This window comes from Streptomyces spongiae, from assembly GCF_009377185.1.
GTDB classification, from domain to species: domain Bacteria; phylum Actinomycetota; class Actinomycetes; order Streptomycetales; family Streptomycetaceae; genus Streptomyces; species Streptomyces spongiae.
Genome location: NZ_VJZC01000437.1, coordinates 1 through 8,541, shown reverse-complemented (window position 1 = coordinate 8,541; position 8,541 = coordinate 1). Strand labels below are relative to the sequence as shown.

Below are 8,541 nucleotides of genomic sequence, written 5' to 3'. Positions count from 1 at the left end.
CTCCTCCCGTCGCCACCCCGACCCCGTGCACCTGCGCGTCGAGGACATCCCCGAGTTCCCGTACGTCGACGACCAGGCCCGCGTCCGTGCGCTGCTGGACCGGGGCGCCCGGCTGCGCGCATCCGTGCTCGGCAAGGGCGAGCTGATCGACCGCGACGCCGTGTGGGAGGCCAAGCGGGAAGCCCTGGAGCTGGTGCGCGAGGTGCCGCTCGGGCCCGGCCGGAGAGCCGCGTACTGCGACTTCCTCGCCGAGGAGGGCGAGGCGCTGGAGGACCACGCCACGTGGTGCGCGCTCGCGGAGGCGTACGGCTCCGACTGGCACCGGTGGCCGGCCGGTCTGCGTGACCCCCGCTCGCCCGAAACCGCGCGCGCCCGCGCCGAGTTGATGGACCGCGTCGACTTCCACAGCCGCCTGGCCTGGCTCACGGACGCCCAGCTCGCCGCCGCGCAGCGCTCCGCGCGGGACGCCGGGATGCCGATCGGGCTCGTCCACGACCTGGCGGTCGGCGTGCACCCCGGAGGCGCCGACGCGTGGGCGCAACAGGAGTACTTCGCGGCCGGTATGTCGGTCGGCGCGCCTCCGGACGCCTTCAACGCCCGCGGCCAGGACTGGGGCCTGCCCCCCTGGCGCCCCGACCGTCTCGCCGCCTCCGGCTATGCCCCGTACCGCCGGCTCCTGCGCGCCCTGTTCCGTCACGCGGGCGCCCTGCGCATCGACCACGTCATGGGGCTCTTCCGGCTGTGGTGGGTGCCACTGGGGCAGGCGCCGACGGAGGGGACGTACGTCCGCTACGACGCCGAGGCCATGCTCGCGATCCTGGTACTGGAGGCCTCGCGGGCCGGGGCCCTGGTGATCGGCGAGGACCTCGGAACGGTCGAGCCGGGCGTGCGCGAGGCCCTGAACGAGCGCGGTGTGCTGGGCACGTCGGTCCTGTGGTTCGAACGCGACTGGGAGGGCACGGGACTGCCGCTGCCGCCCGAGCGCTGGCGCGCGGACTGCCTGGCCACCGCCACCACCCACGACCTGCCGCCCACCGCTTCCAGGCTGACCGGCGACCATGTCGAGCTCCGTGACCGCCTCGGCCTGCTGGCCCACCCGCTGGAGGAGGAGCACGCCGCGGCCTCCGCCGACACGGGGGAGTGGCTTGCCCTCCTGGCCCGGCTGGGTCTGCTCCAGGGGGCGAGCGGTGGTATCTCGTCCCCCTCGGAGGAGGCCGAGATCCAGGCCCTCCACCACTTCCTGCTGCGTACCCCGGCCCGCATGATCGGCCTCTGGCTCCCGGACACGGTCGGCGACCGCCGCCCGCAGAACCTCCCGGGCACCTGGGACCAGTACCCGAACTGGCGCCTGCCCATCGCCGACGCCGACGGCCGCCCGGTGACCCTGGAGGACCTGGCCTCCTCCGCCCGGCTGCACGCGCTGGTGGACGTGTTGCGGGGGCGCGGAAACCGGGACCGAGGTCAGGGCGGTGACGACGGGGGGCCCTGAGCGGCCGCTGTACGGGATCCCAGGCGCGGCGGCCGCTGTACGGGACCCCGGGCGCGCGGCTCTTTCCGACGTTCGCTACGTTTGCACCGTGGACAAGAAGAACGCCCTGCGCGTCGGCGCCCTGGCCGCCGGTACGACGCTGATGATGCTGCTCATGTCGTCCCCCGCGCTCGCGGTGACGCCCGACGACGGCGACGACCCGGGCCCGGGCCTGAGCGTGATCGAGACGCTGGGCCTGTTCGTCTTGGCGCCGCTCGCGATCTTCCTGCTGATCGCGGGCCTGGTGTGGGTCCTCGACGGGTCCACGGACCGCGAGCCGAAGGCCAAGGGCAAGGCATCCGCCAAGGCGAAGGCCGACGCCAAGGCCTGACGGCCGCCGGTCGTCCACAACCACAGTTTTCCGCCCTCCATCGAGGGCGTCTGAGGGCATCCGAGGGCACCCACCGCACGTGTGCGCGGTGGGTGCCCTCGGCGTGTTCGGACCCGTCATGTGGGAGGCGGGTCAGGCTCCCGTCTCCAGCACCAGTCGCCGTAGCAGGCCGGCCAGTTGGCCGGCCTGTTCCTCGTTCAGGTGGGAGAGGGCCTCCGTCTGGACCTCGAGGCCGGCCATGACCGCTTGGTCGACCAGCCGCAACCCCTCTTCGGTGAGCGTGACCTGGAGGCCCCGCCGGTCGTGCGGGTCGGGGGAGCGGCGGAGCAGCCCGGCACGCTCCAGTTTGTCGAGGCGGCCGGTCATGCCGCCCGTGGTCAGCATCAGCGTGGCCGAGAGCTGCCGCGGGGACAGCGTGTACGGAGCGTCCGAGCGGCGGAGCGTGGCCAGGACGTCGAACTCGCCGCGGGAGATCCCGAACCGGGCGTAGGCCTTGTCCATCCGGTCGCCCAGCGTGCGCGAGAGCCGGTACACCCGCCCGAAGACCTCCATCGCGGTGGTGTCCAGGTCGGGCCTGACCTGCGCCCACTGCTCGATGATCGCGTCGACGGGGTCCCCGGGGGAGTTGTTCATGAGGTGAGTATCGGTCGCGTTTCGGTCGGCCGCAAGAAAGCGGCTTGACGGCAAGTTGCTTAGAGCTAAGCTAATTGCAAGCAAGCTAAATCTGGGATCGACCAGATCGACCGGACCAACCGGATCGCACCGATCGCACCGATCGCACCGATCGGCCACCGTCCCCGCCACGAAGGCCACTCCATGTCCTCGAACCGTCTCGCCCTCATAGCGCTCACCGCCCTCGCCCCCATCTCCTGGGGCACCACCTACGCGGTCACCACCGAGTTCCTGCCGCCCGACCGTCCGCTGTTCACAGCCCTGGTGCGGTCCCTGCCCGCCGGGCTGCTGCTGCTCGCGCTCACCCGGGTGCTGCCCCGCGGTGCCTGGTGGGGCAAGGCCGCGGTCCTGGGCGCGCTGAACATCGGCGCGTTCTTCCCGCTGCTGTTCCTCTCCGCGTACCGGCTGCCCGGCGGTATGGCGGCGGTCGTGAGCTCGATCGGGCCGCTGTTCGTCGCCGGACTGGCCGCCGTGCTGCTGGGTGAGCGCCCGACTCCGCGCACGCTGCTCACCGGTGTCGCCGCCGCATTCGGGGTCAGCCTCGTCGTGCTCAGGGCGGCGGGCGCGCTGGATGTCGTGGGCATCCTCGCGGCCCTCGCCTCCACCGCCTCCATGTCGGCCGGCACGGTGCTCACCAAGCGGTGGGGCCGGCCGGAGGGCGTCGGCCCGCTCGCCCTCACCGGCTGGCAGCTCACCGCGGGCGGGCTGCTGATCGCTCCCGTCGCCCTCCTGATCGAAGGGGCTCCGCCCGCGCTGGACGGCCCGGCGGTCGGTGGGTACCTCTACCTCGCGCTGGCCAACACGGCGGTCGCGTACTGGCTCTGGTTCCGCGGCATCGGCCGGCTCAGCGCCACCCAGGTCACCTTCCTCGGGCCGCTCTCGCCCCTCACGGCGGCCGTCGTCGGGTGGGCCGCGCTCGGTCAGGCGCTGACACCGGTCCAGCTGGCGGGCATGGCGCTGGCGTTCGGGGCGACGGTTCTCGGGCAACTCAGGCCCCGTGCGCCCCGCCCCTCCACCGGGGCCTCCGGGAAGCCCCGGAACCCCGTGGCCCCCGGGGACGCGCCCTTGACACCCCGAACCCGCGAGTCGAGCCTTGGGAACGCTCAATCTCCCCCCTCGGCAAAGGAGTTGACGTGACTGCGAAGACGGTGATCAGCGCCTTGCGGAGGCCGGAGACCAGCCCGTCGCGCACTACCGGGACCAGCCCGTGGCACACGACCGAGACCAGGGGCTGCGGCGACGCGACGAGCTCCTGACGGGGCGGGCGGCATGCCGAGCGGCGGCACAGGGCGCACAGGACGTGCGGGGCCTACGGGACCCGGAGCGAGACACGGAGCGGTCGACCGGCCCCCGACCGTCGCCGGGATCTACCCCACCCTCGAAGAACTGACGTCCCGCGCCCGCGCGTTGACCGCCGCCCGCCCCGGCACCCTCCGGCTGCGCACCGCCGGGACCTCGCGCTCGGGGCGGCCCCTGTGGCTGCTGTCCGCCGGGCACGGGCGCCGGAACGTCCTCACCGTCGCGGGCGCCCACTCCAATGAACCCGTCGGCGGGGCCTCCGCGATCCGCCTCGCCGAGGAGTTCGCGCTCGACCCGGACGTGCTCGACGCCCTCGACTGCACCTGGCACTTCCTGCTCTGCCTCGACCCGGACGGCATGAGCATCAGCCAGCGGCACGGCTGGTCGTCCGAGGGGTGGGGCGTCGAGCGCTACCACCGGCACTTCTACCGGCAGGAGTTCACCTGCCAGCCGGAGTTCCGGCCCCTCGGGGGCGGGCCGAAGGCGCCGCTGCCCGAGTCCGACGTGCTCGTCGGACTGCTCGACGAACTGCGCCCCGCCGTCCAGTTCTCCTTGCACGGCATGGAAGCAGGAGGAACCTTCCTGCAGTTGACCCGCGGAGTGCCCGGGGCGGCCCACGCCTTCCGTGCGGTGGCGGCGAACCTGGGGGTCCCCGTGGAACACCGGCCCTTCGACGGCCTCGGCTGGTTCGTCGAGGGCCCCGGCGTCCTCGTGGTGCCCGGCGCCGAACCGGCCGACGAGCGCGACCCCTCCGGCTTCACCTCCGAGGCGACCTGGACGTACCCCATGCGGTACGGCACCGTCACGGCGCTGGTCGAGGCGCCCATGTGGGCCGTGGACGCCGTGGCCGACCCCCGGCCCACGGCCGGCGCCGAGGAGCACATCGCCAGGGTGAGCCGGACCCTCCTGGAGCGCAGCGAGCGGGTGGAGGCCGCCCTCGGTCGCGGTTCCGGGCCGGTCGCCGCCGAGCTCACACCGTACGAGTCGGCCGCCCGCGAACTGCTCGGCGTCGGCACCGGGGTCGCCGACACCTGGAAGAGCTACCTCGCGGACGACCTCGGTGGCGTCGGCCTCGCCACCACCGTCGGCAACTCCGTCTCCCTCGACCTGGCTGCCCGGCGCGTCCCCCTGCGCGCGGCGGCGATGCTGCGCCAGGCCCTCGGCGACCCGCCCGCCGACGCGGTGGCCGCGGGCGCGCTCGACGCCCTCGTGCGGGAGTGGTGCCGGGAACTGGAGACCGTCTTCGGCGTCCGCTGGCTGCCGGTCCGCCACCAGACCGCGCTGCACGGACAGGTCATGCTTCGGCTGGTGCGGTTGTTCCTGGACGGCTGAGAACAACGTTCGGCGACTGAGAACACCAAGAGGGCGCCCGGTGAGTCACCGGGCGCCCCGAGGCCGTACGACGGACTGCTCCGCCGCCTATGCCTGCACCTACGCGCGGGCCGCCGCCGCGTCCGCCGCCTGGGCCTTCAGAGCGCGCTCGACGCCCGAGCGCGACTCCGAGACGAGCCGACGCAGGGCCGCGCTGGGCTCGGAGTCGGTCAGCCAGGCGTCCGTGCGGTCCAGGATGGCCTGCGACACCTGGATGGACGGGTACAGGCCGACGGCGATCTGCTGGGCCATCTCGTGGGAGCGGGACCCCCAGATGTCCTTGACCGCCTCGAAGTACTTCTCCGTGTACGCGGCGAGCAGCTCGCGCTGGTCGGTCTGGACGAAGCCCCCGATGACCGCCTCCTGCACGGCGTTCGGGAGCTTGTCGGACTCGACGACCGAGGCCCATGCCTCCGCCTTGGCCGCCTCCGTCGGACGCGCGGCCCGCGCCGAGGCCGCGTGACGCTCGCCCGCCGCCGTCTTGTCGCGCTCGTACTCGCCGGCGATCTCCGTCTCGTCGAAGCGTCCCACCGACGCGAGCCGGTGCACGAACGCCCAGCGCAGCTCGGTGTCGACGGCCAGACCCTCGATCGTCTGCGTGCCCTCCAGCAGCGCGTCCAGCAGGTCCAGCTGCTCCGGCGTACGAGCGGTCGACGCGAAGGCGCGCGCCCAGGCCAGCTGGTGGTCACTGCCCGCCTCGGCCGCGCGCAGATGCGCGAGCGTGGCGTCCGTCCAGCGGGTCAGCAGCGCCTCGCGGGCCGACGGGTCGGCGTACAGGTCGATCGCCAGCTTCACCTGGCGGTGCAGCGACTGCACCACACCGATGTCGGACTCCTTGGCGATGCCCGACAGGACCAGGGAGAGGTAGTCGCGCGTGGCGAGCTCGGCGTCGCGGGTCATGTCCCAGGCCGAGGCCCAGCACAGGGCGCGCGGCAGGGACGCCGCGAAGTCGCCGAGGTGCTCGGTCACGAAGGCGAGGGACTGCTCGTCGAGGCGCACCTTGGCGTACGACAGGTCGTCGTCGTTGAGCAGGAACACGGCCGGGCGGCGCCTGCCCACCAGCTGCGGTACGGCGGTCAGCTCGCCGTCGACGTCCAGCTCGACGCGGTCGTCGCGCACCAGCTTGCCGCTGTCGTCGTCGAGTTCGTACAGGCCGACGGCGATGCGGTGCGGGCGCAGCGTCGGCTCGCCCTTGGCGCCGGCGGGCAGGGCCGGGGCCTCCTGCCGGATGGCGAAGGAGGTGATGACGCCGTGCTCGTCGGTCTCGATCTCGGGCCGCAGCACATTGATCCCGGCCGTCTCCAGCCACTTCTTCGACCACGTCTTGAGGTCGCGCCCGGAGGTCTCCTCCAGGGCACCCAACAGGTCGGACAGGCGCGTGTTGCCGTACGCGTGCGCCTTGAAGTACGCCTGTACGCCCCGAAAGAACTCGTCCTGGCCGACGTACGCGACGAGCTGCTTCAGCACGGACGCGCCCTTGGCGTACGTGATGCCGTCGAAGTTGACGAGGACGTCGTCCAGGTCGCCGATCTCGGCCATGATCGGGTGGGTGGACGGCAGTTGGTCCTGCCGGTACGCCCACGTCTTCATCTGGTTGGCGAAGGTGGTCCACGAGTGCGGCCAGCGCGACTCGGGGTGGGCGGCCTGGCAGGCGATCGACGTGTACGTGGCGAACGACTCGTTCAGCCACAGGTCGTTCCACCACTCCATCGTCACGAGGTCGCCGAACCACATGTGGGCCAGCTCGTGCAGGATGGTCTCGGCGCGCACCTCGTACGCCGCGTCCGTCACCTTGGACCGGAAGACGTACTGGTCCCGGATGGTGACCGCGCCGGCGTTCTCCATCGCGCCCGCGTTGAACTCCGGCACGAAGAGCTGGTCGTACTTCTTGAACGGGTACGCGTAGTCGAACTTCTCCTGGAACCAGTCGAAGCCCTGCCGGGTCACCTCGAAGATGGCGTCCGAGTCGAGGAACTCGGCGAGCGAGGGCCGGCAGTAGATGCCGAGCGGCACGCTCTGCCCGTCCTTCTCGTACACGCTGTGGACCGAGTGGTACGGGCCCACGATGAGCGCCGTGATGTACGTGGAGATCCGGGGCGTCGGCTCGAAGACCCAGGTGTCGTCCTTGGGTTCGGGCGTCGGCGAGTTGGAGATCACGGTCCAGCCCGTGGGCGCCTTCACAGTGAACTGGAAGGTGGCCTTCAGGTCGGGCTGCTCGAACGACGCGAACACACGACGGGCGTCCGGCACCTCGAACTGGGTGTACAGGTACGCCTGGTTGTCGACGGGATCGACGAACCGGTGAAGCCCCTCACCGGTGTTGGTGTACGCGCAGTCGGCGACGACCCGCAGGATGTTGCGCCCCTCCAGCAGCCCCGGCAGGGCGATCCGGGAGTCCTGGAACACCTCGGCGGGGTCGAGGGAGTCCCCGTTGAGCGTCACCTCGTGGACGGTCGGAGCCACCAGGTCGATGAAGGACTCCGCGCGGTTCTCCGCCGTCTCCGCGACGTCGAAGCGCACCGTGGTCGCGGACCGGTAGGTGCCGCCCTCCTGCGCGCCGGAGAGGTCGAGATCGATCTCGTACGAGTCGACGGTGAGCAGCTTCGCCCGCGCTTGCGCCTCTTCGCGGGTCAGGTTTGTGCCAGGCACGCGGTCATCTCCTCGGTATGTGTGGTCTTGGTCATCCTTCCACGGGACCTGTGAGGAACGCGATGTCCGTTTCCCGCCGGTGAACAGGACGTACGGACGCGAGGCTGGTCCGTATGACCACCCACACCGCACGGCCCATTGAGCCGATGGCCCTGAAGGAACTCCGTACCGCTGACGACGCGGACCGCCCCATGGTTCCCGTCACCGACGAGGAGGGCGGCTCCCCGCTCCGCTGCTGCCTGCGCCACAGCGAGCCCGGGGAGTCGATCGCCCTCGTGTCGTACGCGCCGCTGCGCCGCTGGGCGGCCGAGACCGGCGCCGATCCCGGGCCGTACGACGAGCAGGGCCCTGTGTTCATCCATCCGCAGGAGTGCCCTGGCTTCGAGGGGGAGGGTGTCCCCTTCACCCACTCCCACCGCACCGTCCGCCGCTACTCCACCGACGGGCGCATCCTGGGCGGCCGGCTCGTCGAGAGGACCGATGCTCTCGAGGCGGCCTTCACCGAGGCGTTCGCCGACCCCGAGGTCGCGCTGGTGCACGTCAGGGCCGTCGAGTACGGGTGCTTCCTGTACGAGGTGCGCAGGGGGTAGGGCGCCCGGGTTTTTCCCCGGCCGGGGCTTGGATTTTCAGCCCGTCCGGCGTTTGAGGACGAGGCCGCCAGGCCGATAGCGGGGGTCTGGGGGCGCAGCCC

The 8,541-nt window shown here is 72.1% G+C and carries 7 protein-coding genes; 5 read left to right on the top strand and 2 right to left on the bottom strand.

Annotation, left to right across the window (positions count from 1 at the left end; all coding sequences use genetic code 11):
• A partial coding sequence (gene malQ / locus FNH08_RS37330) for a 4-alpha-glucanotransferase (protein ID WP_152775963.1) occupies positions 1–1,489 on the top strand: 1,489 nt, incomplete at its 5' end.
• A gap of 88 nt (positions 1,490–1,577) precedes the next feature.
• Positions 1,578–1,859, top strand: coding sequence for a hypothetical protein (locus tag FNH08_RS37325; protein ID WP_322726119.1), 282 nt, complete (start codon positions 1,578–1,580; stop codon positions 1,857–1,859).
• A gap of 132 nt (positions 1,860–1,991) precedes the next feature.
• Here the strand turns inward: FNH08_RS37325 and FNH08_RS37320 are convergent, their stop codons facing one another.
• Entirely contained in the window at positions 1,992–2,492 is a 501-nt protein-coding gene (locus tag FNH08_RS37320) for a MarR family winged helix-turn-helix transcriptional regulator (protein ID WP_152775962.1), read from the bottom strand.
• A 183-nt stretch (positions 2,493–2,675) separates the two neighbouring features.
• Between FNH08_RS37320 and FNH08_RS37315 the strand changes: the two genes are divergently transcribed.
• Both FNH08_RS37315 and FNH08_RS37310 read left to right on the top strand, forming a co-directional pair.
• Positions 2,676–3,668 carry an EamA family transporter gene (locus FNH08_RS37315; RefSeq protein ID WP_152775961.1) on the top strand — a complete coding sequence of 331 codons (993 nt, stop codon included), beginning with the start codon at positions 2,676–2,678 and terminating at the stop codon, positions 3,666–3,668.
• A gap of 270 nt (positions 3,669–3,938) precedes the next feature.
• A complete protein-coding gene (locus FNH08_RS37310) occupies positions 3,939–5,162 on the top strand; it encodes a M14 family zinc carboxypeptidase (RefSeq protein WP_228034586.1) in 1,224 nt (407 codons plus the stop codon).
• 99 nt (positions 5,163–5,261) lie between these two features.
• On the opposite strand, the gene pepN is transcribed toward FNH08_RS37310, so the two are convergent.
• Positions 5,262–7,850: an aminopeptidase N gene (pepN, locus tag FNH08_RS37305; protein ID WP_322726118.1), complete on the bottom strand. Its 2,589-nt coding sequence runs from the start codon at positions 7,848–7,850 to the stop codon at positions 5,262–5,264.
• A 113-nt stretch (positions 7,851–7,963) separates the two neighbouring features.
• Between pepN and FNH08_RS37300 the strand changes: the two genes are divergently transcribed.
• The gene (locus tag FNH08_RS37300) at positions 7,964–8,440 is read left to right on the top strand and encodes a DUF1203 domain-containing protein (RefSeq protein WP_152775959.1); all 477 of its coding nucleotides are present in this window, start codon (positions 7,964–7,966) and stop codon (positions 8,438–8,440) included.
• Positions 8,441–8,541 lie beyond the last annotated feature (101 nt).